The 26177-nt window shown below is 60.9% G+C and carries 23 protein-coding genes and 1 pseudogene; 15 read left to right on the top strand and 9 right to left on the bottom strand.

From position 1 onward, the window contains the following. Positions 1–83: 83 nt before the first annotated feature. The 4 genes from KJQ96_RS31355 to KJQ96_RS31340 form a co-directional block, all read right to left on the bottom strand. The gene (locus KJQ96_RS31355) at positions 84–1172 is read right to left on the bottom strand and encodes a TRAP transporter substrate-binding protein (protein ID WP_213290224.1); all 1089 of its coding nucleotides are present in this window, start codon (positions 1170–1172) and stop codon (positions 84–86) included. 172 nt (positions 1173–1344) lie between these two features. Continuing rightward, positions 1345–2433, bottom strand: coding sequence for a TRAP transporter substrate-binding protein (locus KJQ96_RS31350; RefSeq protein ID WP_213290223.1), 1089 nt, complete (start codon positions 2431–2433; stop codon positions 1345–1347). Positions 2434–2615: 182 nt separating this feature from the next. Next, entirely contained in the window at positions 2616–3749 is a 1134-nt protein-coding gene (locus KJQ96_RS31345) for an Mrp/NBP35 family ATP-binding protein (protein ID WP_213290222.1), read from the bottom strand. A gap of 246 nt (positions 3750–3995) precedes the next feature. Beyond that, a complete protein-coding gene (locus tag KJQ96_RS31340; RefSeq protein WP_213290221.1) occupies positions 3996–4433 on the bottom strand; it encodes a VOC family protein in 438 nt (145 codons plus the stop codon). A 166-nt stretch (positions 4434–4599) separates the two neighbouring features. Here KJQ96_RS31340 and KJQ96_RS31335 point away from each other — a divergent pair. The 4 genes and pseudogenes from KJQ96_RS31335 to KJQ96_RS31320 form a co-directional block, all read left to right on the top strand. Then, positions 4600–5478, top strand: a pseudogene (locus tag KJQ96_RS31335) (NAD(P)-dependent oxidoreductase); the annotation flags it as partial. 203 nt (positions 5479–5681) lie between these two features. Then, positions 5682–7286, top strand: coding sequence for a HAMP domain-containing sensor histidine kinase (locus KJQ96_RS31330; protein ID WP_213290219.1), 1605 nt, complete (start codon positions 5682–5684; stop codon positions 7284–7286). Positions 7287–7332: 46 nt separating this feature from the next. Next, complete coding sequence (locus KJQ96_RS31325) at positions 7333–7536, top strand: DUF1289 domain-containing protein (RefSeq protein ID WP_213290218.1); 204 nt, start codon at positions 7333–7335, stop codon at positions 7534–7536. Between the two features lie 28 nt (positions 7537–7564). Continuing rightward, positions 7565–8119: a TIGR02281 family clan AA aspartic protease gene (locus KJQ96_RS31320; protein ID WP_213290217.1), complete on the top strand. Its 555-nt coding sequence runs from the start codon at positions 7565–7567 to the stop codon at positions 8117–8119. Positions 8120–8570: 451 nt separating this feature from the next. On the opposite strand, the gene KJQ96_RS31315 is transcribed toward KJQ96_RS31320, so the two are convergent. The 3 genes from KJQ96_RS31315 to KJQ96_RS31305 all read right to left on the bottom strand — a co-directional run bounded on the left by KJQ96_RS31315 (position 8571) and on the right by KJQ96_RS31305 (position 12058). Further along, positions 8571–10142 carry an amidase family protein gene (locus tag KJQ96_RS31315; RefSeq protein WP_309142495.1) on the bottom strand — a complete coding sequence of 524 codons (1572 nt, stop codon included), beginning with the start codon at positions 10140–10142 and terminating at the stop codon, positions 8571–8573. 60 nt (positions 10143–10202) lie between these two features. Further along, positions 10203–10778: a cytochrome P460 family protein gene (locus KJQ96_RS31310; protein WP_213290216.1), complete on the bottom strand. Its 576-nt coding sequence runs from the start codon at positions 10776–10778 to the stop codon at positions 10203–10205. Between the two features lie 797 nt (positions 10779–11575). Continuing rightward, complete coding sequence (locus tag KJQ96_RS31305; RefSeq protein WP_213290215.1) at positions 11576–12058, bottom strand: MarR family winged helix-turn-helix transcriptional regulator; 483 nt, start codon at positions 12056–12058, stop codon at positions 11576–11578. A gap of 177 nt (positions 12059–12235) precedes the next feature. On the opposite strand from KJQ96_RS31305, the gene KJQ96_RS31300 reads away from it, so the two are divergent. The 5 genes from KJQ96_RS31300 (at position 12236) to KJQ96_RS31280 (ending at position 17635) form a co-directional block, all read left to right on the top strand. Next, a complete protein-coding gene (locus KJQ96_RS31300; protein WP_213290214.1) occupies positions 12236–12754 on the top strand; it encodes a flavin reductase family protein in 519 nt (172 codons plus the stop codon). Positions 12755–12799: 45 nt separating this feature from the next. Continuing rightward, complete coding sequence (locus tag KJQ96_RS31295; protein WP_213290213.1) at positions 12800–14032, top strand: acyl-CoA dehydrogenase family protein; 1233 nt, start codon at positions 12800–12802, stop codon at positions 14030–14032. A 26-nt stretch (positions 14033–14058) separates the two neighbouring features. Next, positions 14059–15084 carry an amidohydrolase family protein gene (locus tag KJQ96_RS31290; RefSeq protein WP_213290212.1) on the top strand — a complete coding sequence of 342 codons (1026 nt, stop codon included), beginning with the start codon at positions 14059–14061 and terminating at the stop codon, positions 15082–15084. Between the two features lie 43 nt (positions 15085–15127). Further along, a complete protein-coding gene (locus tag KJQ96_RS31285; protein ID WP_213290211.1) occupies positions 15128–16504 on the top strand; it encodes an MFS transporter in 1377 nt (458 codons plus the stop codon). A 63-nt stretch (positions 16505–16567) separates the two neighbouring features. Then, the gene (locus KJQ96_RS31280; RefSeq protein ID WP_213290210.1) at positions 16568–17635 is read left to right on the top strand and encodes a maleylacetate reductase; all 1068 of its coding nucleotides are present in this window, start codon (positions 16568–16570) and stop codon (positions 17633–17635) included. Between the two features lie 36 nt (positions 17636–17671). On the opposite strand, the gene KJQ96_RS31275 is transcribed toward KJQ96_RS31280, so the two are convergent. After that, on the bottom strand, positions 17672–18286 hold the full coding sequence (locus KJQ96_RS31275) for a hypothetical protein (protein WP_213290209.1): 615 nt from the start codon (positions 18284–18286) through the stop codon (positions 17672–17674). 390 nt (positions 18287–18676) lie between these two features. Continuing rightward, complete coding sequence (dusA, locus tag KJQ96_RS31270) at positions 18677–19666, bottom strand: tRNA dihydrouridine(20/20a) synthase DusA (protein ID WP_213290208.1); 990 nt, start codon at positions 19664–19666, stop codon at positions 18677–18679. 1369 nt (positions 19667–21035) lie between these two features. Here dusA and KJQ96_RS31260 point away from each other — a divergent pair. From KJQ96_RS31260 to KJQ96_RS31235, 6 genes are all read left to right on the top strand, one after another. Next, the gene (locus KJQ96_RS31260; protein WP_213290206.1) at positions 21036–21224 is read left to right on the top strand and encodes a hypothetical protein; all 189 of its coding nucleotides are present in this window, start codon (positions 21036–21038) and stop codon (positions 21222–21224) included. Between the two features lie 525 nt (positions 21225–21749). Then, positions 21750–22259 (top strand): ferritin-like domain-containing protein, encoded by a 510-nt coding sequence (locus KJQ96_RS31255; RefSeq protein WP_213290205.1) that lies wholly within the window; start codon positions 21750–21752, stop codon positions 22257–22259. Positions 22260–22270: 11 nt separating this feature from the next. Continuing rightward, positions 22271–22831 (top strand): DUF4142 domain-containing protein, encoded by a 561-nt coding sequence (locus tag KJQ96_RS31250; RefSeq protein ID WP_213290204.1) that lies wholly within the window; start codon positions 22271–22273, stop codon positions 22829–22831. A 306-nt stretch (positions 22832–23137) separates the two neighbouring features. Then, positions 23138–23458: a hypothetical protein gene (locus KJQ96_RS31245; RefSeq protein ID WP_213290203.1), complete on the top strand. Its 321-nt coding sequence runs from the start codon at positions 23138–23140 to the stop codon at positions 23456–23458. 76 nt (positions 23459–23534) lie between these two features. Beyond that, entirely contained in the window at positions 23535–24884 is a 1350-nt protein-coding gene (locus KJQ96_RS31240) for an amidohydrolase family protein (RefSeq protein WP_213290202.1), read from the top strand. Between the two features lie 4 nt (positions 24885–24888). Further along, a complete protein-coding gene (locus KJQ96_RS31235; RefSeq protein ID WP_309142494.1) occupies positions 24889–25911 on the top strand; it encodes a DUF4105 domain-containing protein in 1023 nt (340 codons plus the stop codon). Positions 25912–26177 lie beyond the last annotated feature (266 nt).

The following is a 26177-nucleotide window of genomic DNA, read 5'->3' as shown; positions in this document are numbered from 1 at the left end:
CGGCTCACATCATCCGCTTCCCCCAAACAAAGAACCCCGGAGCTTTCGCTCCGGGTTTTTTTGCTTTGGCAGGTTCGACGAAATCAGCCCTGCGAGTGACGCGCCATGAAGCCATCGTATCCGAGTTCGGCCACCTGGAACCACTGATAGCCGTTGTTCGAGAACGACGTCAGCGATTCATACACCTTCTTGAAATCGGCGTTGCTGGCTGCGACTTCGCTGTGCAACTCCTTCGCCGCCTTGTAACAGGCTTCCATCACCGGCGCCGGGAACGGGCGCAGCTTGGCGCCGGCTGCGATCAGCTTGCGCAACGCGGGCGGATTGGCCTGATCGTACTTCGCCATCATCCAGTTGTTGGCGTAGTGACCAGCCTGCTCGAGAACCGACTGGTAGTATTTCGGCAAGGCATTCCACTTGTCGAGATTGACGAAGGCCAGCAGCATCGGGCCGCCTTCCCACCAGCCGGGATAATAGTAGTTGGGTGCAACCTTCGCGAAGCCGAGCTTCTCGTCGTCGTAGGGGCCGACCCACTCTGCGGCATCGATGGTGCCCTTTTCGAGCGCCGGGTAAATGTCGCCGCCCGCGATCTGCTGCGGGACGACGCCAAGCTTCTGCAGCGCACGACCGGCAAAGCCGCCGATGCGCAACTTCAGCCCCTTCAGGTCCTCGGGCGTCTTGATCTCCTTGCGGTACCAACCGCCCATCTGCGCGCCGGTGTTGCCGGCGAGCAGCGATGTCACGTTATACTTCTTGTAGAATTCGTTGAGCAGATCCCTGCCGCCGCCAAGCATGTACCAGGCCTGGTTGAGACGCATATTCGGCCCGAACGGCACCGCGGAGCCAAAGGTGAAGGTCGGATCCTTGCCGAAATAGTAGTATGATGCGGTATGGCCGATCTCGACGGTGCCGTTCTGCACGGCGTCGAGAACCTGCAGACCGGGGACGATTTCACCGCCGGCAAATGTCTGGATCTGGAACTTGTTGTCGGTGGCTTCGCCGACCATCTTGGCCATCAATTCGGCACCGCCATAGAGCGTGTCCAAGGACTTCGGCCAGCTCGTCGGCATGCGCCACTTGATTTCGGGCAAGCCCTGCGCAATCGCGGGCGCTGCGATCGTTGCAGCACCTGCCGCACCCAAGCCGGTTACTTTGAGAAAATCTCTTCGCTTCATATTCCATCCCTTTTGGTTGTGCCGGTCAGCCTTCGTGTCGAGGCTTGGAATCGAGCATGGAACATCCGGCCGCCGATTTCCATAAGCAATTGGATGCAAACGCGAAAAAGCCCGACCTTCTTGCGAAGGCCGGGCTTTCTCGTAAGCTTTTGGGACAGGTATCCGGGTCCGATCAGCCGCGCGTGCGCGAACGGATCATGAAGCTGTCATAGGTATATTCGGCGACCTGCCACCACAGATACTGGTCGGAGCGATAGGCCTGCATCGCTTCAATTGCTTTCTTGAAGTCCGCGTTCTTGCCGGAGATTTCGGCCCACAATTCGTTGGTCGACTTCAAGCAAGCTTCCAGCACTTCGTTGGTGAACGGACGAAGCTGCGTGCCGCTGGCGACCAGACGCTTCAGTGCCGCGGGATTCAGCATGTCATAGCGCTGGTTCATCCAGGCATTGGTATTCGCTGCCGCGTTGGTGAGAATGGCCTGATAGCCCTTTGGCAATTCATTCCACTTCTCCAGATTGGCGAAGGCGTGAACCGTCGGGCCGCCTTCCCAGAAGCCGGGGTAGTAGTAGTACTTTGCGACCTTCGCGAAGCCGAGCTTTTCGTCGTCGTACGGGCCGACCCACTCCGCGGCATCGATGGTGCCCTTTTCAAGTGCCGGATAAATATCGCCGCCGGCGATCTGCTGCGGCACCACGCCAACCTTCTGCAGGACCTGGCCGGCGATGCCGCCGATGCGCATCTTGAGGCCCGACAGATCAGCGACGGTCTTGATCTCCTTGCGGAACCAGCCGCCCATCTGCGTGCCAGTATTGCCGCAAGGAAAGCCGATCACGCCGGACTTCTTGAAGAACTCGTTGGCGAGGTCGTTACCGCCGCCTTGCGCCAGCCAAGAGTTCTGCTGGCGCGCATTGAGACCGAACGGCACGGCCGAGAAGATCGCAAAGGTCGGATCCTTGCCGACGTAATAGTACGAAACGGTGTGGCACATCTCGACGGTGTTCTTGGAGGTCGCGTCGAGTGCCTGCAGACCCGGAACCAGCTCGCCGGCCTGGAAGACCTGGATCTGGAATTTGTTGTCGGTCATTTCAGCGACCTGCTTCGCCAGGTGCTCGGCACCGCCGTAGATCGTGTCGAGCGACTTCGGGAAGCTCGACGTCAGGCGCCATTTGATCTCAGGCGATGATTGCGCGATCGCCGGCGAGGCAACGGCTGTCGCGGCAGCACCGGCCGCTGAAACCTTCAAAAAATCACGACGCTTCATTCAAGCTCTCCTTCGGGTCGTTCCCCAAATTTTCCTCGAGCGTTCCTCCGGCGGGACGAATTCCACGGCATCCGGGGCGCTCTGGCGGGGGCGCTTTAACACGGAAGTTCGCGCCAGAAAACGCGACAAAGGCATGACTGCACTGATTAAACGAAAGTCGTATGGGGGCGGATAAGGCGACCCTAGGCCGCGGCAATCGCGCCCTGAAGCTGGTCGCGAACCTTGGTCCCGATAGCCCGGTAGACCGCAGCATGCGGGCCATCAGGCTCGCTCGCGACCACCGGATTACCTTCGTCCGAGGTGGTCCGAATCGACATGTGCAGCGGGATTTCGCCCAGGAATGGGACACCCAGCCGCTCCGCCTCATGGCGCGCGCCGCCATGGCCGAAAATGTCCGAGCGCGTGCCGCACTCGGGACACTGGAAGTAGCTCATGTTCTCGACGATGCCGAGCACCGGCACGTTGACCTTCTTGAACATCGCAAGCCCCCGCCGCGCGTCGATCAGGGAGAGGTCCTGCGGAGTTGAGATGATCACCGCTCCCTTCAGCGGCACGTTCTGCGCCAGGGTCAATTGCGCGTCCCCCGTACCGGGCGGCATGTCGACGACGAGAATATCGAGCATGCCCCACGCCACGTCACGCAGCATCTGGGTGATCGCCGACATCACCATCGGCCCGCGCCAGATCATCGCGGTGTCTTCCTCGACCAGGAAGCCGATCGACATAATCGAAAGCCCGAAACGCTTGATCGGAATCATCTTGCGGTCGGCGTTGAGCTGCGGCTTTTCGCTGATGCCGGTGAGCCGCGGCACCGAGGGGCCGTAAATGTCGGCATCGAGCAGCCCGACGCGCAGGCCGAGGTCGCGTAGGCCAAGCGCCAAATTGAGCGCGGTGGTCGACTTGCCGACACCACCTTTGCCCGAGGCCACTGCGATGATGGCGGCAACGCCAGGAATCTCCGCCTGCTTCGACATCGGCGAGGCCGCGCCCTGCGGCGGGCGGTGGGCGGAAGCGGGTTGCACGCCATGCGCATGCCGATGCGCCGCGGGCGCGGCCTGCGGAGCACCGGGCTTGCGCTCGGCCGTGAGCGCGATCATCGCCGTGCTGACACCGGGGATCGCGCGCACTGCAGCTTCGGCTTGCGCGCGCACGCTTTCCCAGGCTCTAGCCTCGGCGGCGTCGACATTGATGGAGAAGAACACCTTGCCGTCGGTGACCGAGATCAGTGACAGCACGTTGGCATTGGTCAGTGGCACGCCGCGCGGCGAGGCCACCCGGCTAAGGGCATCGAGAACCTGTTGCTGTGTTACGCTCACTCGCGCATCTCCTGAAGCCCTTGCAGTTCGGAGCGAGAACCGGGTCCTACTCGCTTGTTTTGACGCGCATTCTTGACGCGAACCGACCCGCACCGGACCAAGTCCGAAAGCGGAGCCGCGTTCCAATACGCTAGAGCATGATCTCTGCGCAAACGCGTTCCGCGTTTGTCGCGAGGGAAAACCGGCCCCCACTTTTCCGGATCATGCTCGTCCGATGCGACCCATAGAGCGGTTCAGCGCAAAAGGCTATCTCGCTCCTACGTCATCCTGCCGCTCGGCGGGGGCGGCAGCCGCCTGCTCCTTCGCCGCCTCGTAATTCAGCTCGATCATCACGCCATTGGGGTCATTGACGAAGATCTGCCAGAGGTCACCGCCCGGAACCTGCCGGGAGTCGTACGCCATGCCCTTCTGTTCCAGCCGCCGTTTCATGCCGTCAAAGCCGTAGCTGGCAAACGCGACATGGTGGACAACACCGGAATCGGGCTTCTGCGGCTCGTCGGTCTTGGAGATATCGACGAGGTGCACCACCGCCTTGCCCTCGCTGTACATCCAAGCCCCGGGAAATGCGAAGTTCGGCCGGGCGCCCTTTTCCAGGCCAAGAATGTCCTCATAGAACCGGACCGTATCGGCAAGGTTGCGGGTCCGGATGTTGAAATGGTCGAGCACGCCCACGCTGACGCCCATGCGATGTCACTCCCTTTTTTGTGAGGTTCTTGAGGAACTATCCTAGCACGAATCCGGCCGCGCCCACCAACGAAGGCGTTGCCCTCCCCTGCGCAGCGGTTATGGTGCGGCTCCTCCAAAAACACCGTCCGGCCGGCCCAACGTCGCCGGCGAAAACTCCAAGGTAACACACATGGCTAAAGTCGCTTTTCTCGGTCTCGGCGTAATGGGCTTCCCCATGGCAGGACATCTGGCGAAAAAAGGCGGCCACGAGGTGACCGTGTACAACCGGACCGGGGCCAAGGCGAAGGAGTGGGCGGACAAGTTCGGCGGGCGCACCGCGCCGACGCCGAAGACTGCGGCCGAGGGTCAGGATTTCGTGATGTGCTGCGTCGGCAACGACAATGACCTGCGCGCGGTCACGATCGGCACCGATGGCGCCTTCGCCGGCATGAAAAACGGCGCGGTATTCGTCGACCACACTACCGCATCCGCCGAAGTCGCCCGCGAGCTCGATGCTGCCGCCGTCAAGGCCGGCTTCAAGTTCATCGACGCGCCGGTGTCCGGTGGCCAGGCGGGTGCGGAAAACGGCGTGCTGACGGTGATGTGCGGCGGCAAGGAAGACGCCTATGCCGCTGCCGAGCCGATCATTTCCGGCGCTTACGCGAGAATGTGCAAACTGCTCGGGCCCGCCGGCGCCGGCCAGCTCACCAAAATGGTCAACCAGATCTGCATCGCAGGTCTCGTTCAGGGCCTGTCGGAAGGCATTCATTTCGCCAAGAAGTCCGGGCTCGACGTCGCGGCCGTGATCGAGACCATCTCCAAGGGCGCGGCGCAGTCCTGGCAGATGGAGAACCGCTACAAGACCATGAATGACGGCAAGTTCGACTTCGGCTTCGCCGTCGAATGGATGCGCAAGGACCTCTCGATCTGCATCGCTGAGGCCCGCCGCAACGGCGCCAACCTGCCGGTGACCGCCCTCGTCGATCAGTTCTACGCCGAGGTCGAGAAGATGGGCGGCAAGCGCTGGGATACGTCGAGCCTTTTGGCCCGGCTGGAGCGGTGAGTTAAAGAAACAGGTTAAGACAAAGCGCAAAGCCCCCGCTTCTTATCCAGTCAGAAGCGGGGGTTCCGTCCGCCCGACAGGTTAATTTTAACTTCCTGTTTACGAGAATTTTTAGCTCTTTAAGTCATCGCTTAATGATTTAGCGGCACAGATAGACAATGCAAAAGCCCGCGCAGTTCGCGGGCAGGATTTTGTGTTGTTCAATGAGTAAGCCCGCAGAGAAGCCCGAAGTTGTCCAGCTTCCGGCAGAAGCGCCGGTCGCATCAGCGGTCAACACCCGGCGCGTGGCGGCGCAGCGGGTGCGCGAGGCGCGGGATCGGTTAACGTCGACCAGCGGGACCCGCCCCGCCTTCGATACCGAATTGCTCCGACAATACGCCCAGACCCGGGTATCTGCTTCCTTCGTGGTCATGCTGCTGGTGGTTGCGACCGGCGTGCTGTTCGGCCTCTGGAAATATGCCGTGCCGGCCGCGGTCTGGACCGTCGGCATGCTCTGCATCCATGCCACCATCATTCGCAACTGCAAGCGCTTCCTCAGCGAGCAGCCTAATCTCGCCGCCACGCGCAAATGGCAAACCCGCTTCGTGCTGCTCGACCTGCTCTACGGCCTGAGCTGGACGGCGATCCTGCTCGACCCTGCCGGCCTCGACGTCGTCTCGAACACGATGATGATGTTCCTGATGCTGCTGGTGATCGCGGTGTCAAGCATGTTGGCCGCGACGCTGCCCATTGCGGCGGTGGCGGCAACCGCGCCGGTGACGGCTGCGATCGCGCTCAATTTCGTGATGGGCGGAACCTTCGACAATTACGCGCTCGCGCTGCTGGCAGTCGCCGCCGAAAGCTATTTTGCGCTGCTTGCCCACCAGCTACATTCGACGACGCTGGAGACGATCGAAGCGCGCGCCGAAAAGGACGCGCTGATCGGCGAGCTCGAACAGGCCAAGGCGATCTCCGACGAAGCGCGGCACCGCGCCGAATCCGCCAACGTCGCCAAGTCGCGCTTTCTGGCGCAGATGAGCCACGAGCTGCGCACGCCGCTTAATGCGATCCTCGGATTCTCCGAGGTGATGAAGAGCGAAATCTTCGGCGCGCATGCGGTGCCGGTCTACAAGGAATATTCCGCCGACATCCACAATTCGGGCGTCCATCTGCTCAACCTCATCAACGAGATTCTCGATCTGTCGCGGATCGAGGCCGGCCGCTACGAACTCAACGAGGAAGCAGTGTCGCTCGTGCATGTCGTCGCCGACTGCCATCATCTGTTGAAGCTGCGCGCGACCAGCCGCGGCATCACCATTCATGAGGTGTTCGAGCACGGCATGCCCAGGATCTGGGGCGACGAGCGTGCCACGCGCCAGGTCGTGCTCAATCTCATATCCAACTCGATCAAGTTTACCCCGCCGGGCGGCGACATCTGGCTTAAGGTCGGCTGGACGGCTTCCGGTGGACAATATCTCAGCGTCAAGGACACCGGCTCCGGCATTGCCGAGGATGAAATCCCGATCGTGCTGGCTTCGTTTGGCCAGGGCTCCAACTCGATCAAATCGGCCGAACAGGGTGCGGGCCTGGGCTTGCCGATCGCCAAGAGCCTGATCGACATGCATGGCGGCACCTTCACGCTGAAATCGAAATTGCGCATCGGCACCGAAGTCATCGTCACCTTCCCGCCGGAGCGCGTGATGAGCGCGCTGGCGCCGATGGCCGAGGAGGCCCCGCCCCTGCAGCCGGACCCCGCAGTCACCGCGGCCGTCGAGGACAAGCGGCGGCCGCGTCACAAGCCGATCATGAGCGCCGGCACGGGGTTGTAGTTGCAAGCGCTTGCGCAAAGGAAGCAAACCACCTCACTATCTACAAATGAGCAAAGAAACGCCGTGTATCGCAGTCTGTATAATGGATCCCAAAACCAAACTCTGCTTCGGCTGCGGACGAACGTTGCCGGAGATCGCGCGCTGGCACCGCATGGAAACGGCAGAGCGATTGGCCGTGATGGAAGGGCTTGCGACGCGCATGATGGATGCGGGCCTGGTTCCGATGCCGCCGCACACCGACCGCGGCTGACCACCGGAGGAAACGGCGGAGGCGCCCAGTGATCCGCATCATGCTCGTTCTGGCGATGCTCGCCGCCACCGCCGGCGCCGTCGTCGCCTATGGCGATCCGAACCAGATCGCGCGCGCCAGCAACTCGGTATCGAAAATGCTGTGGCAACACAGCCTGAAGCCGGCGCCCGCTGTGGAGATCGCGCGCGGCAAGGCCGGCGAATTCGCGCTGCACGCCAAGATCAACGGCGTCAAGGCGCCGATGGTGATCGACACCGGCGCGACGTCGGTGGTGCTGACCTGGGAAACGGCGAAGGCGATCGGCCTGCCGATCGAGATGCTCGAATACAACGTCGAACTCGAAACCGCCGGCGGCCACACCAAGGCGGCGCGGCTGACCCTCGATCGCCTCGCGGTCGGCGGCCTCGTCGAGAAATCGGTCCCGGCGCTGGTGGTGCCGCGCGGGCAGTTGAAGACCAATCTGCTCGGCATGAGCTTTCTGGATCGGCTGGAAAGTTGGGGCGTGCAAGCTGACAAGCTGAAGCTGCACGGCTATCCCGAGGTGGCGACCAACAACAAGCGCTCCCGCTCGGCGGCGAATTAGCGCGTGTACTCATAAATTGATCATGTCCGCTCAACGTCCAAGAGCGGCGCAAAAGCAGACATGCCGATATCGAAGCGATGGGCCAAGTACGGACATTCGCGAATGCTGAAGCACATCGCCAAGTTGTTCGCCATCGAGAAGGACATTCGCGGCCGCAGTCCGAGGAGCGACGCCGCTCGCCGAAGTATTCCAGAAGTGCCATGCGCAAAGCTTGGTCTGATCGGTCAGAAGGGCAAGCTCGCCGACGCTATGCGCTCTCGAGGCGCGCAATCCGCCCCATGGCGGACGTTCCGAGCCTGATGAGGTCGCTCCGAAGCTTGACGATGTTACGATCGTTGGCTTCAGTTTTCACGTCGAGCGGGGAAGGCGCCGCATACGCCTCGTGACGATCTCCGACGCGCTACTTCCGCATCGCCGAAAAAAAATGGTGAAGCCCGGCGCGAAGCGGAGCTTATGAAAAGCCAGGTGGCGGGGCCACGGGGCCAAGCACTGACTCCACACGCCGTGCGAAAGCTAGCAACTGGCTGTCTCGCCCTGGAGCGGAGTCGATCTCAATGCCGAAAGGCAATCCGCTTCGCGAAAGCCCGGCCGGCAGGCTAATTCCTGGCAAGCCGCCACAACTGGCTGGGATTGTGTTTTTTGCGAGCACAAGATCGGAGACTTCCTTGCCGCCGACGACAAATCTGCGCTGCGTTTCAATTGCGGGTGCCGTGCACGGTGTCGTCGGAAAGATGAGGAAGTCGGCGCGATCGAACACCAGCCGCATCATGCGACGTTGGAGCTCCGGGCGATCCTTGTTCAGGACATCATTGTAGGCATCATCCGAACTATAACCGCGGCCGCTAGGTAGCAAGATATGCTCCCAAGCTCCCCTGATTGCTGGGCCCAAATTCTCAAGGATGTCGTCGAATGAAACCGGGATCCCTTGAAGTTTCAGGAACTCCATGATTGCTGGTCGGGTCTCCTTGGCAAAGATGGTCCATGTTGCGCGCTCGGTTAGTTCCCCAAAGTCCTCGCCAAGGTCGACCTCAACGATCTGCGCCCCCGCGTTCTTCAATCTCAGTAGCTTCTCGCGGAAATTAGTTTCGACTTCGCTATCGACGCCGCTAAGGTATTGCTTCGGAGCGTAAGCAATGCGGAGCCCTTTTAGATCAGGATGTGCGCCAATTGTCTGAGAGGGTGATCCGGCCACGACACCATCCAGCAGGATGCAGTCATCGACGTTGCGCGCAAGTACGCCAGTGGTATCAAGAGTGTGTGAGATTGGCGCGACCCCATCGCCCGACCAGCGGCCGGGCGTTGGCTTGAAGCCCACGACACCGCATAGTGCCGCCGGCACGCGGATCGAGCCAACCGTATCACCGCCGAGCGAAGCCGGGACGATCCGAGCAGCGACCGATGCACCCGCACCCGACGATGAGCCGCCCGTTACCTGTGCTTTGTTGTAGGGGTTTTTAGTCTGGCCGTGATGAGGGTTATCGCCGGTCAGACCATACGACATTTCGACGAGATTGTTCTTGCCGAAAACAAGGGCACCGGCGTCGCGAATAGATTCAACAACAAGAGCATCACGGGTCGGCACGAAATCCTTCAGCACGGAGGTGCCGAACGATGTTGCAAGCGCGCGGGTCATATAACTGTCCTTGACGCCAATCGGAACACCAAGGAGAGGCAAGTTCCTGCCTGCAGCCCGCGCCAGGTCCGCTGCTCTGGCTGCTTCAAGGACTGCAGTCTCATCAATTGTGATAAACGAAGCTAGATCGGAATTAACCCGCGCTTGCTGTATAAGCGTGGTCGCATGAGCCTCAGCCGTGATTTCGCCCCGTCTAATGGCTCCAGAAACAGTTGCTACGCCAAGCTCGTGGCCTTGAAGATTAGCGGCGCCAGCATCGATCGTACTCATTCCTGTTATCCTTCCTCGTTTGCCGGCATGACCGCGGGACTTGAGCGGAATAAGCAATGTGGGCTTGTCGTGTTTGCCACCAATGCCGATGCGAAGCTCGATCCGCTTGTCCTGCGGCACATCGGTATTTGTTCTGCTATTCCGCGCTGAATCAGCCTCGTTAGCTCCCGCTATCCGATCTCACCTCTTTCCGTATTCCGTGAACACGTAGTCGCGGTTCTGCACGACCGTGTGGCACCCGAGCCCGCACTTCGCGTCATTTTCCTGCGGCGGACTGCTCGCTACAGTGGCGGGCTTAAACCTATCGGACGCCGCGTCATAGTCGAACGCGGCCCATCCCCATCCGCCGCTGTCCGCGAACCTCTTGCTGTCCTTGACCATGAAACCAACGTCATGCTGCGCACCTGGCACCGTTGGCTGACCGGGCCAGGTTTCTTGTACTTTCGGGCTCCAATGAATTTTCGCCATCTTGGCGCCGTCTGGGAAAGGCTTGCCATTGCCGGGCACGCCTTCCTTATAGGCGTCGATAATTACCGGATTCCCTACGGTCACAGCGATCTTGCCTCCGCTCTCACTGATCGCGATCACTGGCCAGTCCTCGTATCCCCTGAACTCAGAGAACGCGAGCCCATTCGGCACTTGCACAGTGTACTTGTCCTGCGCGGAAATGGCCTTGCCGCCCAAGACGGCAAGCAATACTACGAACGCAAGCGCGGCTAACGCGCTCACTAAACGGAATGTCGAGAAGCGCGTCATGATCAAGCTCCTATGCTATGGCGGCCGAGAGCCTGCTCGGCCTCGTTGTTGTAAGCCCTGACGGCTCGGTCGAATGAGCGGTCCACGGAGTTGATTTTTGTTAGCCTAGGTGAGCCCCGGCTCCTTGATTGGCATTCCAGCGGACAAAAATAACAAATGTCGGAGCACGCCGGTAGATTAAGGCCAGTTTTAGCATATCGGAATTTCCTCCGTGGAGGTTCTATCCGGTACTACAACACCAGTAGCGCACGAAATCGGTTTGGTAGCCGGCGTTAGTGACAAACGACGCCGGAATCCCGCGCGCGTGACAATCAAGTCTTGGCAATAGCAGCGTGCGCCGCGACAGCGATTGAGGCTGGCATCTCCTGGGCGGCATTTATCATCATTGTTTCCACTGCTGCGATGCGCACTCCACTTCCGAGTTGGGTCATTCGCGTCGTTTTGACGGTGTACCGATCACTTCCGGTCCGCCCCGATAAACAGACATCCTCAGTCGCCGTCGGCGACGTTCTCAAAGGTGCCGAAGGCGGAAGTGACTCGCGGCGTCGCGAAACTGCGATTGTGCGACACATCGAGAGCGGCTCTGTTGAGCCACTTCCGCCGCCATCTTTGCCCTGATCGCACTTCTGCAGTTGATCCGGATCGTGATGGGATGGTCCGTCACCTTGAATGACGTGGATGTGCCGTTCTGGCGAGCTGGATTGCGGTCATCGTGGCTGGCGCGTTGAGCTTCGTCGGCTTTCGCGCAGCCATGCGCAGCTAAAGGCGGGTGCCGCCCGCCGCGCTCTCCGCAAGCATCAACCCTTCGGCCTCGCCGCCTTGCGCGCTTTGTTGACTTCCTCGATTTCGGGCTCGATCGAATTCAGGCTCTTGTAGATTTCTGCGAGCACCGTCTTCAGATCCAAAACGTTTTTCGACGGAAAATTGCGAACCGCCACTTCCTCGAAATGGATGGCGATCGGGATCAATTCTTCCACCAGCGTCCGCCCCTTCGGCGTGAGGTTGATCGCAACCGTACGTGCGTTGTCCTTCAGCCGCGTGCGCGTTACGAGGCCTCGCCGCTTCATCTCCCCGATCAGGCGCGACAGCGTCGATATCTCGATCGTCGTCATGGCGGCGAGATCGCCGAGGCGCTGATCGCCTTTCTCCCAGAGCGCGGCCATCACGCGATACATCGGTAGCGTCACGCCGTAGCCCGCGATGCGCCGGGAGAACAGGTCGCCCATCCGCACGCCGACGCGGTTGAGCATGTAGGGCAAGGAATTCGTCAGCCGGTACAAGATCTTGCATCCTGCGTTGGTGCAACTTTTGCACTCATCCAATAGCCGGGCGCCGATCATTTTTCAAGGCAATTGTTGCATTTGAAAATTTTTGATTGACTTGTCATTTGCAAATGCAATTATTGTTCACGAAAATTAAGCCGCCGATCAAGAGCGGATTGTTCAGTGGAGGAAACCATGTCGCTGGATTCGGCATCCGACGAATTGCGTGAAACGTTCAAGCGCGCGTTGCGGCGATTTCCTGCCGCCGTGTCGGTGATCACGTCTGCGGACCAGAACCGCCGCCACGGGATGACGGCGACCGCGGTGACGTCGCTGTCGCTCGACCCACCCTCGCTGATCGTCTGCGTCAACCAACAAACGCTGCTGCACGACATCATGCTGCTGGCTCGCCGGTTTTGCGTCAACGTTCTGCGCCGCGACCAGATCACACTTTCGTCCGCCTTCAGCGGCGCGATGCCTGCCGACGAACGGTTCGGACTTGGCGACTGGATGACCTCGCCCGAGGGCGTCACCTACCTCGCCGACGCCCAGATCAACATCTTCTGCAAGAAGGCCGCCGCCGTCCCCTACGGCACGCATACGATTTTCATCGGCGAAGCTGAGACCGTCAACGTGCGCGATCCGATCGAACCCCTGATCTACCAGGACGCGACCTACTGCTTCTCGGTGCCGCACGACAGCCAGGCTGCGTGATCCGCCAAGCCGCCTTTCAGCCCATCCAAGATACGGAGCAAACCAATGGTATCAGTCGCCCAGTTGAAGGACGTGCCGGCACAGCCGTCGCTTCGCCCTGATATTGCCGAGTTGCGGAGCCGCGTCGCGCAGATCGCGCCGCAGATCAAGGCACGCGCCCACACCACGGAAAAGGCGGGCCGCGTGCCGGAAGAGAACATCACCGCGCTGCGCATGATCGGCTATTTCGATATCGTCAAGCCGGCGATGTTCGGCGGCTACGAGCACGATTTCGACGTGCTGGTCGAATTGAACATCGAGCTTGCGAAAAGCTGCGCCTCGACGGCATGGGTCGGCGGCCTGCTGGCGGCGCATCAATGGCTGATCGCGGGATTTCCGGAAATCGCGCAGCGCGACGTCTGGGATGATAATCCCGACGCGCTGGCCTGCGGCTCCTACGCGCCGGCCGCCAGGGCGATCGAGGTCGACGGCGGCTATCGCCTCACCGGGCGCTGGTCGTTTGCGAGCGGCTGCGACAACGCGCAATGGTCGTTGTGCGCGGCGCTCTTGCCGTCGAAGACGGAAGCCGGCCAGTTTGCGCCGGCCTTCCTGCTGGTTCCGGCCACCGACTACGTCATCGACGATACCTGGAATGTCGTCGGCCTCAGCGGCACCGGCAGCAAGACGCTCGTACTGTCAGACGTGTTCGTGCCCGCGCACCGCCTGCTGTCGTTCGCCGACACCACATCCGGCAAGACGCCGGGCGCCACGGTGCATGCAGCCAACCCCACCTTCTCAATCCCGATGCTGTCGAACATTCCCTCCTGCCTGGCATCTACCGCAGTCGGCGCCGCCGCCGGCGCGCTGGAGGACTATCTTGCCGTTACCTCGAGGCGAATTACGCGCGGCGCGGTGGCCGGCCACAACAACCGCATGGCGGATTTCCCGACCATCCAGTTGCGCGTTGCGGAAGCGGCCGCCTCGGTCGATGCGGCGCGCGAAGTGCTGCTGCGCGATCTCAGGGACCGCGCGGCGACGATCCGCGACGGCAGACCGGTCTCTATCGAGGACCGCATCGTCAGCCGCCGCGGCCAGGCCTTTTCGGTTGCGCTGGCCATCCGCGCCAGTGAGGCACTGAACGCCTCGACCGGCGGGCTCGGCCTCGATCTTTCCAATCCGGTGCAGCGCGCCTGGCGCGACGCCAATGCCGTCGGCCGCCACATCAGCATGAACTGGGACGCCGTCGGCACCATGTACGGCCAGCTCGCGCTCGGGCTGACGCCGCAGGGACAGTACTAACAACATCAGACATCAGCGAGGATGACATGCAGGGCAAGATCGCACTAGAGGAACATTTCGCTATCCCGGACACGCTGATGGACTCAGCGGGTTTCGTTCCGGACTCCTATTGGCCGGAGTTGAAGGACCGCCTGCTCGATATCCAGGACAAGCGGCTGGCGCAGATGGACCGCCACGGCGTCGAAATGATGATCCTGTCGTTGAACGCGCCGGCGGTTCAGGCGATTCCCGACGTCACCCGCGCCAACGAGATTGCGATCCGCGCCAACGATTTCCTCGCCGAAGAGGTGGCAAAACGACCGTCACGATTCCAGGCCTTTGCCGCCCTTCCGATGCAGGACCCCGATCTCGCCATCGTCGAACTCGAGCGCTGCATCAAGACGCTCGGCTTCCGCGGCGCGCTGGTCAACGGCTTCTCGCAAATCGGCGACGGCAAGCGGCCGGTCTATTACGACCTGCCGCAATACTGGCCGTTCTGGGCAGCGGTCGAGCAGACCGGCCTGCCCTTCTACCTGCATCCGCGCAATCCGCTGCCGGAAGACTGCGCGATCTATGAAGGGCATCCGTGGCTGATGGGCCCGACCTGGGCGTTCGGACAGGAGACCGCGGTCCATGCCTTGCGCCTGATGGGATCGGGCCTGTTCGATGCCTATCCAAAACTGAAGATCATCCTCGGCCATATGGGTGAAGGCCTGCCCTACAGCATGTGGCGCGTCGATCATCGCAACGGCTGGGTCAAGGCGCCGCCGAAACATAAGGCGAAGAAGAAGATCTGCGACTATTTCAATGCCAACTTCTTCCTGACCACGTCGGGCAATTTCCGCACCCAAACGCTGATCGATTCCATTCTCGAAATCGGAGCCGACCGCATCCTGTTCTCGGTCGACTGGCCGTTCGAGAACGTGGACCATGCTTCCGACTGGTTCAACAGCGCCAGCATCAGCGAAAACGATCGCCTGAAGATCGGCCGGCGCAACGCCATCGACCTGTTCAAGCTCGATCTCGGCGACTTGGCCGTCGCCGAGCACGGCATCCATCAAGCCGCGGAATAAGCGGCCTCAAACGACATAATCACCATCTGGGAGGGATACGGTCATGGCCGCGCAGGCAATCGATCTTCACGAAGAACTCGCCGAAGCAAAGGTAGGAAAATTTCACTGGCGCCTCGGCGCCATCATGGGACTGCTAACGCTGTTTGACGGATATGACACGTTCAACCCGGCTTACGTCATTCACTACGTCGCAAAGCCCTGGGGGCTGCAGGCCGGCCAGGCGGGACTGTTGATTTCCAGCGGCCTGGTTGGCTTCCTGCTCGGGGCAGCCATCCATGGCATCATTGCCGATCGGCTCGGCCGACGCGGCACCCTGCTCGGCGGCTTGTGGATCACCAGTATCTTCACGCTGCTCACCGCGACTTCGGCGGATTCGTTCCTCTCCTTCTGCATCCTGCGGCTTCTGACCGGCATCGGCCTCGGCGTGCTGCTGCCGCTCGCGACCACCTACATCAACGAGCTGGCGCCGCGGCGCGTGGCGAACACGTTTGCGCTGTGGGGCGTCGCGCTTGGCTGGGCGCTCGGCGGCACCCTCGCCGGCGTCGCGGGCGTGTTTGCAACTCCGGTATTCGGCTGGACGTCGCTGTACTGGATCGGCTCGCTGTCGTTCCTGCTCTTGCCGTTCATGCACATGATGCTGCCGGAATCGCCAAAATTCCTCGCACTCCAGGGCCGTACCGATGAAATCCGCGACATGCTGACGAAGCTTCGGCCCGAGCGCGCCAGCGCCTACAAGTTGGCTGAAATTGCCATCGCGCAAGCGGAGAAGCCGGTCAATTCGGTGGCGGTGCTGCTGCGGTCGAAATATCGACGGACCACATTTGCGATCTGGGCCTCGGCCTTCCTCAGCCTGTTCTGCATCTTCGGCCTTTCGGGATGGATTCCGACGGTGATGATGCAGCGTGGCGAAACCTTTGCCGCAAGCTTCGGCTTCGGCGCGCTGATGCAGATAATGTCGTTCATCGGCGGCCTTGTACTTGGCCACCTCGTCGACCGGTCCGGCTATAGCCGCGGGCTGATCGCGACCTGGTGGGCCTTTGGCGGCCTCGCCGTGTTGTCGCTCGTAGTGCTGAACGTCCACATCGTCAACATCACCTCGGTCGCCGCCGCCGGCTTCTTCATTATCGGCGCGCAATTCGTGCTGAACAATTTCACTGCGGCTTCCTATGAGACCGGCGTGCGCGCCACCGCGGTCGGAATGGAGCTCGGGGTCGCCCGCGTCGGCGCCATCCTCGGCCCGTTCGTGGCTGGTGCGCTTCAGCAATATTACCAGAGCCCGACACCGATGTTCCTGTCGATCGGCATCTCCGCGATTGCCGCCGGCGCGATCATCTTGCTGGCCAGGCGGCCGGCGAGCGCACCCGCAAGCAGCCTTGATGAGGCCGCCGGCTTGCGCAAGGTTGCACAGCCCGCCTCTTGAGCCGGAAGTCCGGCTCTGGGGGGCCTGATCCTGGAGCCGGTCATTCGTCCGCAGGGAGCAACCATGCAAGACTTCACCTACCAGAGCGCGCCGATGCGGGTAGTGTTCGGCACCGGCACGCTGCGTCAATTGCCCGATGAATTGTTCCGCCTCGGCGTTACCCGCGCCCTCGTGCTGGCGACCCCGCGGCAGAAAGATCTGGTCGCCGGCATCCGGGAGATGATCGGCGAACGCTTCGCCGGCGTCTTCACCGGAGCGGTCATGCATACCCTCGTCGAGGTGACGGAACAGGCGATGGAAGTCGTGCGCGAGATTGAGGCCGATGGCGTCGTCGCGATCGGCGGCGGTTCGACCACCGGCCTCGGCAAGGCGATCGCCTTGCGCACCGATCTGCCGCAGATCGTGCTGCCGACCAGTTATGCCGGCTCGGAGATGACGCCGGTGGTCGGCCAGACCAGCGGCGGGATCAAGACCACGCAATCGAGCCCGAAGATCCTCCCCGAGATCGTGATCTACGACGTCGACCTCACCATGACGATGCCGGCAAAACTATCGGTGACATCAGGCATCAACGCCATTGCGCACGCGGTCGAGGCGCTCTATGCGCGGGATCACAACCCCATCACATCGCTGATGGCGCAGGAAGGCATCGGTACGCTGGCACGGGCGCTGCCGAAAATCTGCGCTGAGCCGAGCGACAGGGTCGCGCGCACCGACGCGCTCTATGGCGCCTGGCTCTGCGGCGTCTGCCTTGGCGCGGTCGGCATGGCGCTGCATCACAAGCTCTGCCATACGCTGGGCGGGCTGTTCAATCTGCCGCATGCGGAGACCCACACTGTCATTCTCCCGCATGCCCTCGCCTACAATGCGCCTGCCGCACCTGAGGCGATGACACGCATCGCCGCAGCGCTTGGCGTGAGCGACCCGGCGCTCGGCCTCCACGATCTGGCGCGAAAGCTTGCCGCTCCGCTGTCGCTGCGCGAGATCGGCATGCCCGAGAGCGGCATTGATCAGGCCGCCGACCTCGCCGTGAAGAATCCGTACTGGAATCCGTGCCCGATCGAGCGAGAAGCGATCCGCGAATTGATCGCGCGCGCCTGGCGCGGAGACGCTCCGCAAATCGCCCAATGATCCCCTCGACCGGAGATCGACATGCCTCGCAACCTTCTATGTGACAGGTCGCGCCGCCTCCTTGACCGCCTGGCTCGTGGTCGCCATTCCGGCTGCATAGGCCGCCCCTGCTCCAAGTAGCAGAGCGCAGAAGCTGGCAAACATGACATAAGCGAAGTGTTTGCGCGCCTCCTCGATCTGCGCCTGTGTCGGAGATCTGGTGGCTGCACCGACCGTCTCGCGTCCGGGAACACCCGACAAATACGCGATGCGGGCGCTCGCAGCGTATGATGGTCCAACCAGATTGCTTGCGATGCTGGTCGCCGAAGCCGGAAGCGTCGCGGCCGCCGCAACCACCACGACGGTGGCGACCGCCCAGGCGGCCAGGGCGTGTCCGACGCGGCCGAGGCCCGTCTGATCGGGTGAGTTAGCTGCCGCGACGGCACCCCCTACGAACGCGGCGATGATCCCTGACACCGCCCACCAGACGAATGCCGCCCAGCCGGCGCCGGCGGGCGCGGATTGCGCAGTCGGGACATCAATCGCAAGCAGGCCAATGCCGAACCCGAGCATCGTCAGCAAAATCTGGACTACCAGCGAAGCAAAGACGCCGGCCAGTACGGCCGACCAGGTCCAGTTGAAGAAAGCGCTTGGAAATGTGCGGGAAGCCATGACCAATTCCCTCCATTTGTTTGTTTTGGTTCCAATGCTGCAAGCAAACTTTGGTTCCTGGCGAGGAACAGTCCCCAGCCTTTGTCGATTGATTCCAGACACTCCACACTCCTAGGAGGATGGACATGACATTTGGTAGAGGCGCGCTGCTGTGGCTTTTGGGAATTCCTCTTCCTGTCATCCTGTTGCTTGCGCTGTTCTGGCGTTAGCTGCAATGTGAGAGCCGCTGGCAGCTCGAGATCAAGAGCTCGCGATGCGTGAAATTTTGCACCGAGGGCACGGTCGGTTTTGATTTGATCGTACCGCGGCGGCAGCCTGTCGAATTTGCCCCTGTCGTCCGCCGGCAAGATAGGAGAGAAGGCGACGCCGTGCGACCGCGCCGCCTGGCGCTTACGCTGCAATCGAAGTTGTCGCGCGGTCCTCAACTAGCGCGATCGCATCGCGCAGCACACCGGCGCCGGCGCCCGGCCTGGTGCCCTTCTCCGCGAGATGGCGGCGAAAGGCGCGCGCGCCGGGGACGCCGTGAAACGCGCCGACAAAGTGCCGCGTCATCGCATGCAGCTTTGCGCCTTGCGCTAACTGGTCTTCGATGTAGGGCAACATCGCCTCGAAGACGTCCTTCATCGTTGCGTGAGGTGCCACCTCGCCGAACAATTCCTGATCGACATCGAGTAGGCGCCACGGCTCCTGATAAGCCGCCCGCCCCAGCATCACGCCGTCGACATGATCCAGATGCCGCTTCGCCTCCGCAATACTGCCGATGCCGCCATTGATGATAATAGGCACATCCGGCAGCACCGCCTTGAGCCGGTAAACCCTGTCATAATCGAGCGGCGGGATGTCGCGGTTTTCCTTCGGCGACAATCCGTTGAGCCAAGCCTTGCGGGCATGGACGATCAGCGCGTCCGCGCCGGCCGCAACCACGCCGCGCGCCAGCACGTCGAGCGCCACTTCCGGATCCTGGTCGTCGACGCCGATCCGGCATTTCACCGTCACGGGAATCTTGACCGCACGCTTCATCGCGACGACGCCGTCCGCGACCAGCGCCGGCTCCGCCATCAGGCAAGCGCCGAAGCGGCCATCCTTCACGCGGTCGGACGGACAGCCGACATTGAGATTGATTTCGTCGTAGCCAAAATCCTCGCCGATCCTCGCGGCGGTCGCGAGATCATCGGCAACGGAACCACCGAGCTGCAGCGCCACCGGATGCTCACTTGGATCGAAGCCGAGCAGCCGCCTCCGGTCGCCATGAATAATCGCGCCGGTCGTCAGCATCTCCGTGTAAAGCCGCGCGCGCCGGCTCATCAGACGATGGAACACGCGGCAGTGCCGGTCGGTCCAATCCATCATGGGTGCAATGCAAAATCGATGCGCTAACATGTTGATGTTATTTCGCTTTATCATTTCGTCTGAATATGTGTTTTTTGGGCGGACAGAGATTTTCAAGCTGACAGTGGAGGCGTTTTCCTTTCGTTTCAAGTGTTTACGCAATGGCTTCGCAGTCTTCCAGAACTCTCGCGGCCCGCGCGGTACGGCGTTGCAGTACCGGATGAGCTCGTGCAGTACCGGGCTGGTTCGCGCGCTCCTTAATCAATCACATCTACTTCGGCAGCAAAGTACCGTGCTGGCTTGGCTGCGCCTAGGGCTGCAAGAGCGCCATCGTAGTTTCGGCGATGCTAGAGTAAGAATGCTTGCGCACGTGCGGTCAGGCAGCAGGAATAAGGAATCGCGAGCTTGTTAGCGATCACGGTATAGATGTCGATATTGGAGCCCGGCGCCCCGACAGAAACAATCAACGCATATCGTGCCGATCGATGGGATCCATACAATCGCGTCTCTTTCGGCAAGCTCAGCCGCGCTGCCTCGCCAGATATCTGAATGAACAGAACCTTTATCACGGATAGTACCAAGCACCCAATTATCGCTTCCCGCGATCGTGCCTGCCTCCCCCTCCTCCTCAATGGGCCTTGCTCGAACGGATTCCACAGCTCTTGAGTACATCCAGGAGGTCTTTCGAGTTGAAGGGCTTGGTCAGGAACGGAATATTTAGACGCGCGGGCGATGGGGCCCATTCACATCTCCCAAACTTGCAGCCAGCTCCACGTCTCGCGGCGCACACTGCATCGCGCGTTACACGAAGCACTCGGCATCGGGCCGATCGCCTATTTGCGTCACCGGCGGCTATGTTCCGTTCAACCGCCCTTCGCGCCTCAGATGACCTCCGGACGATCTCCGATACGCCATGCAGTATGGCTTCTAGAATCTCGGCAGGTTTTCCGGGTACTATCGTCAACTGTTTAGCGAGTACCCATCTCAAATGCGGCTTCGGCATCTTTCACGCTGAGGAGCTGCGCTGCGAATGTCGTAGCCCAGCTGCGCACCGCCTTCTCGGGGCGCCACCATCAACGTACGAAATCGCAAAAATGGTAGGCCGGCGCATGAGGTGGTGAGAAAAAGTAGCGAGGGAGCGCTACCAACGCACCCCGCTTGGGCGGCGCATCTCTTTCAATGTTCCGCGCAAAGTTCACTACGAGCTTGAGCTCAAGTTCGGAGATGCGACTCCGAGTCGCGGCGGCCGCCCAATGCAACGGGCTGGTCTGCGCCTTGGGCAACCTCACCCTGTTCCGTCGGTGGAACAAGTCTGATCTTTTCTGACCGCACAAAGAGGCACCCCTTTGTGCACTGCGCTAGCGGAACGTCGGCTGGCCTTCCTGAGTTAGGCCGGTCCAATCCAGTTCAGGAGCATCCGATGGACGAGCACGCTTACAGGGCTTTTGAGATCGGGGACGACGGGCGTGTGATTGCTCGTCGGGATCTGATTTCCTGCTTCAATGATGAGGACGCGCGGCAACGCGCCGAGCAGCTGGTTATTAATGGGCGTGCCGTTGAGCTTTGGGACGGGCAATGTCTGATAGAGCGCTTCGAGCCTAGTCACTAAGTCGACCAAGTGCTCATACTGAACACCGACTGTTGAATCACTCTTGCGCGGCGGCGCTTGAGGCAAGTTTTCCTGCCGGACGTACGTTCAGAGCACATGGTCAAGAATGTGCCCTTTATCGTTCGCACACCGGCAAAGGGGCCGAAGCCTTGGTACCCGGTAGCTCGGCGCCCCTACCGCTCCGTAAGTGCCCCGCTTGCAATTGGTTTCATGTGGTCAACCCAGACCGATAAGGTGCCTGGCGAGGCTGAAATCGTCCGCTCGATAGCACCGTGGTTAAGGCATCGGTCCTGCTCGTTTCAGTTGTCGCATGGCTGGCTGCGTGCAAAAGCCGAACAGCAGCGGGACGGCGCGGAGCCCTGATGGCTGCCTGACCCACATGCCCGGGCACCCCCTCTTAGCGTCTCTGCCTAGTCACTCGCTGCGCGAATTAAGCACGAGCGTACGATCGGAGGTGAGGCGGATAGGAACCGGCCCGAATGCGCCGAGTTGAAATCCCGAACCATTCTTTCATTGGAGGAGACGATGGGACTTTTGTCGAAGGACATTCAGAGCATGGATGACCTGCTGCTGCACGGCCTGCACGACATCTATTACGCCGAGCAGGAGATCACCAAGGCGCTGCCGAAGATGATCGATCAGGCAACGAACCGCGATCTGTCGCAAGGCCTGAAGAACCACCTCGAGGAAACCAGAAAGCAGATCGAGCGCCTCGACCAGGTATTCAAGAAGCTCGGCAAGACCCCGCAATCCACCGACTGTCCGGCGATCGACGGCCTGATCAAGGAGGCCGACAAAACGGCCGGCGAAGTCGAGGATAAGTCCGTGCTGGATGCCGCGATCATCGCGAGCGCGCAAGCCGTCGAGCATTACGAGATCGCCCGCTACGGTACCTTGATCGCCTGGGCCGAGGAACTCGGCCACGACGACATCGTCCGATTCCTCAACACCAACCTCAACGAGGAAAAGGCGGCCAACACCAAGCTGAACACGGTGGCGCTGCGCAAAGGCGTCAACCGCAAGGCTGCAAGCTGATGGAGGGAATCATGAGACGGACGATGATCGTAATCGCCTGCATCCTGCTGGGAACGCCGGCGCTGGCGCAGTCGGTCGGTGAGAAGACCGGAGTCAATTCCATGCTCGGCGTCAGCCCCTCCACGGCGGATTTCGTCAAGCAGGTCGCGATCTCCGATATGTTTGAGATCGAGTCGAACAAGCTCGCCCAGCAGAAGGGCAACGCGGCGGAGAAGACTTTCGCCTCGCAGATGGTGACGGACCACACCAAGACCAGCACCGAGCTGAAGGGGTTGGTCAGCAGTGGCAAGGTCAAGGCCGAATTGCCCGCCGCCCTCGACTCTTCGCATCAGAGCAAGCTCGACAAGCTCAAGGGCACGAGCGGCAACGACTTCAGCTCCGAGTTCAGCTCGATGCAGGTCAGCGCTCACAAGGACGCCGTCGACCTGTTCGAGCGCTATTCCAAGGGCGGCGACAATCCGGACCTGAAGGATTGGGCTGGCAAGACCCTGCCCGCGCTCAAACATCACCTTCAGATGGCGCAGGATCTCGACAAGAAGCCGCCACCTACAGTCGGCGAGGGCAAGAAATAGCCGCGACGAAGGGGGCCGCTGTTGCGCGGCTCCCTTCCCGGGGGAGCTGCCGCAGGCGGTCGCGGCCCCAAGACGGCCCGTGATTTTCTGCAGAGGGGCAGATTGCGAGAATCCGGCGCCCCTCACCTACACTTGAGCTTGCTCGGACCGGCTTCGGCGCCTGTCTTGAGAACGTTTTTTGCGTACGAAACGCATCAAACGCTCGACGGATCTGCACTATTGCCAAGTGGAAACATCCCGATATAGTAGCAGTGACTAACGAGCGCAACTCGATCGCGCAATAGCAGCGATATTGGAGAATGCTCGATGAACAAAGTGCTCGCTGTTCTATTGGCTGCCTCATTCCTCTGTTTGGCAGAGCTGCTTTCTCCTGTTATTCCCAACGCAGTTGCGCAAAGCGTCACTATCGATCGCGATGGTGTTCGGATCGATCGCAGGGGGCGCATTGACCGACAGGACGCAATACGGATTGCACGACGCAACGGCGTCGACAGGCTCCGGAACGTCGATAGGCGCGGCAGATACTGGGTGGTCACCGGCGAAACGCGTCGGGGGCGCGACATCTTAAGGCTAACCATCGACGCAAGAAGCGGCCGCGTGATTGGACGCCGTTACATTCATCGCTGAACTTAAGCCTTGGTTGTACTAAGCGGCACTACTTTGTCGCACGTACTTGTGGCGATCCGCGGTTCGTGAGGGGCAAATGTTCTCCGTCTATTCCTGCCGTTTAGTCGCGCTATGTTCGCTGCTTCTCCCGACAAGTGAAGCGCAAGCCCAGCAAGTAAACCAGACCACGCTTTTCAACAATGTCAGGGTATTCGATGGCAAGCGCCCGACCTTGTCTGAACAGACGAACGTTCTGGTCCGAGGCAATTTGATCGAACAAATCTCGCCGTCGCCGATTCCGGTCGATCGAAGCGCCACCACGACGATCATCGAGGGAGGCGGACGCACACTGATGCCCGGCCTGATCGACGTGCATTGGCACGCGATGTTGATCCGGGTGACGCCGGCACAGTCGCTCGGCGACGTCGGTTACCTCAATCTCGTGGCTGGCAACGAGGCGACTGACACTCTGATGCGCGGCTTCACCACCGTACGCGATGTGGGCGGGCCGGTGTTCGGTCTCAAGAGCGCCATCGACGAGGGCATCGTCAAGGGCCCGCGCATTTATCCGTCCGGTGCCGTGATTACTGTCACGAGCGGGCATGGGGATTTCCGTCAGCTAACTGATCTGCCGCGGACGATCGGCGGCATGCTGACACGTATGGAGCAGACTGGCGGCGCGATGGTTGCGGACAGTCCCGACGAGGTGCGATTGCGCGTCCGCGAACAGTTCATGCAGGGGGCCTCCCAAGTCAAATTGACGGCAGGCGGCGGGGTGTCGTCACCCTTCAGTCCGATTGATGTGACCACATTTACCGCGACCGAAATGCGCGCCGCCGTTGAGGCAGCCGAGAATTGGGGCACGTACGTTACCGCGCATGCCTTTACGCCACATGCGATTCAAGTGGCTATTGCGGCTGGCGTGAAGTGTATCGAGCATGGCATGCTGATGGACGACGCAACCGCCAAACTGTTCGCCGAAAAAGGGATCTGGTTAAGCATGCAGCCACTCCCCGAGGACTTGCGGCTGGGCTTTCCAGTGGGTTCAGTTCAGCGAGCCAAGGCGGATGAGGTCTGGCCGGGCATAGGCCGGACTTACGAACTGGCGAAGAAGTACAAGATCAAGACCGCGTGGGGCACTGACGTCCTATTCTCTGCCGCGCTGGCGCGCCAACAAGGGGCAATTCTGGCCTCGCTCACTCGCTGGTACACACCCGCCGAAGCGCTAATCATGGCAACCTCGACTAACGCCCAACTGCTGGAACTCTCCGGAAAACGAAATCCCTATCCGGGAAAGCTCGGCGTCGTGGAGCGGGGAGCGCTCGCCGATCTCTTGCTCGTCGATGGCAATCCGCTAGACAACATCAGCCTCATTGCCGATCCTGCCAACAGCTTCAAGGTCATCATGAAGGACGGTACGATTCACAAAAATACTCTGGCCAAGTGAGGACGTGCTGAGCCTGCTTTTCGGAATTGCGTCGTCGGCTCTCGGCTGGGCGGTCGCCGCAAGCGGCTTTCTTTGCCGGATTGTTCTCATCGCTTGGGCCGCCCTGGCGATCTACTATTCGAATCTGCCGATCGCCGGGCTGCGTCTGGGGTTCGCTGCGGCTTTTGCTGCGTTCGCGGTCTGGGCTCTGTGGTTTTCGCGCCAACAGCGTATGCCCCTTGTCTTCCTCGTCGTGTTTTTCGGTGTGGTCGGCTGGTGGATATTCATCAGTCCAACGCACAATCGCGAGTGGAGACCGGAAGTTGCGGTGATGCCGCGGGCGTTTTTCAACGGTGACCGTGTGCGCCTGACCGGTGTCCGTAACTTCGATTATCGCACGCGGAATGACTTCACGGTACGCTACGAAGAGCGGGAGGTGTCGCTCTCGCATTTGATCGGCCTCGATTTTTACGTGTCCTACTTTTCTGAGGGGCCGGTCGGGCACACCTTCGTGAGCTTCATTTTCGACAACGCGCCGCCGCTTGCTATCTCGATCGAGACGCGGCCTGAGGTGGGCGAAGGCTTTGCGCCCATCGCCTCTCTGTTCAAGCAATTCGAGTTGATCTACGTGGTGGGCGAAGAGCGTGACGTCGTGGGCGTACGTACCAACCAACGTCGGGAGCCGGTGTATCTCTATCGCCTCAACACCTCGGCCGATGATGCACGCCGACTGCTGATGGTTTATCTGACGCGGATCAACGAACTCGCGGATCAGCCGGAGTTTTATCATCTGCTGACCAACAGCTGCACCGTCAATATCGTGCGCTATGCGAACGCCGCTGGCCGGAGGGGCCGGTTCGACATTCGCCATCTCCTCAATGGGCTGATCGACAGTTACCTCTACCACTCGGGCCGGATAGACACGACGCTGCCGTTTGACGAACTGCGGCGAAGATCCCTGATCAACGCGCCTGCGCAGGCGGCCGAGGGCCAAGCCGATTTCTCGCAGCGGATTCGCGCATCCTTGCCGACAATACTCCTGCCCTGAATGGATGCCGACGTCAGGGGTCTTATCGTCGCCAACCCACGGCATCTGCTCTTTGTCAGTCCACGTTCGCTTTGGGTCTTGGCCGTGTAAAAACGCCCTTCCCAGGGAAGTCGAAGTCGATGAGAGGCCAGGATCGGTTCAGTCTCAGGCTGCGATTGCAGCCATCAGCGGCTTGGCTCCGACGATGTTCATGACCCGTGTCAGATTATAGGCCAGGACCGAGAGAGCCATCTCGGCGGCTACTTTTGGAAGCGTTTTGGTGAGGA

Source organism: Bradyrhizobium sp. sGM-13, from assembly GCF_018398875.1.
GTDB lineage: Bacteria > Pseudomonadota > Alphaproteobacteria > Rhizobiales > Xanthobacteraceae > Bradyrhizobium.
The sequence above is the reverse complement of the archived record's forward strand: the minus strand, read 5'-3'. Positions and strand labels throughout refer to the sequence as shown.